At 65.7% G+C, this 852-nt stretch carries 1 protein-coding gene; it reads left to right on the plus strand.

Annotated elements, in window-relative coordinates; all coding sequences use genetic code 11:
• Positions 1 to 852: class I SAM-dependent methyltransferase (locus tag ACX4ZE_RS22850; protein WP_480275523.1), on the plus strand; the 852-nt coding region annotated here is incomplete at both ends.

An 852-nucleotide genomic window follows, 5' to 3' on the forward strand; every position in this document is an offset into this window, starting at 1 on the left:
GGGAGGGGGAGTTGGTCGAGCAGTGGTGTCGGGTGTACGACGACCTGTCCGGCGCGGCGGAGTCCGGGGTGGGGTTCGGTGAGGATTTCGGAGGCTGGAACAGTAGTTATTCCGGGGCGCCGATCCCGGTGGAGCAGCTGCGGGAGTGGCGGGCGCGCACGGTGGCGCGGATCCGCCGCCTGGGGGGTAAGAGAGTCCTCGAGATCGGTGTCGGGTCGGGGTTGTTGTTGTCGCGGTTGGCGCCGGAGTGTGAGCAGTATTGGGCGACGGACCTGTCGGCGGTGACGGTGGAAACGCTCGACCGACACCTCGCGCACCTGCGGTGCGCGTGGACCGAGCGGGTGTTCCTGCGTACCGCGGCGGCCGATGATCTTTCGGGGCTGCCCGAGGGCTATTTCGATACCGTGGTGGTGAATTCGGTGGTCCAGTATTTCCCCGGCCCGGCTTATTTGCGGCGGGTGATCGAACAGGTGTTGCGGGTGTTGGCGCCCGGGGGTGGGTTGTTCGTCGGGGATGTGCGGAATCTGTCGCTGCTGGAGGAGTTCACGACTGCGGTGCAGCTCGCCCGTGGTGGGGCAACCGATCCGCAAAGTGTGCGGGAGCGGGTCCGCCGCGAGATCGCCACCGAGCAGGAATTACTGGTGGCGCCGGAGTATTTCCGGGCGTTGGCTGCCGAGATCGACGAGATCGGCGCGGTCGCTGTCGAACTCAAAACCGGCTACTCGGTCAATGAGTTGACCCGTTACCGCTACGATGTGGTCATCCGTAAGCGTCCGACCGAGGTGTTGTCGCTGGCGGAGGTGCCGCGGACCCGGTTCGTCGACCACGACGGTTTGTCGTCGGTGAACAGTA

The sequence above is a fragment of the Nocardia sp. TBRC8007 genome, assembly GCF_056629435.1.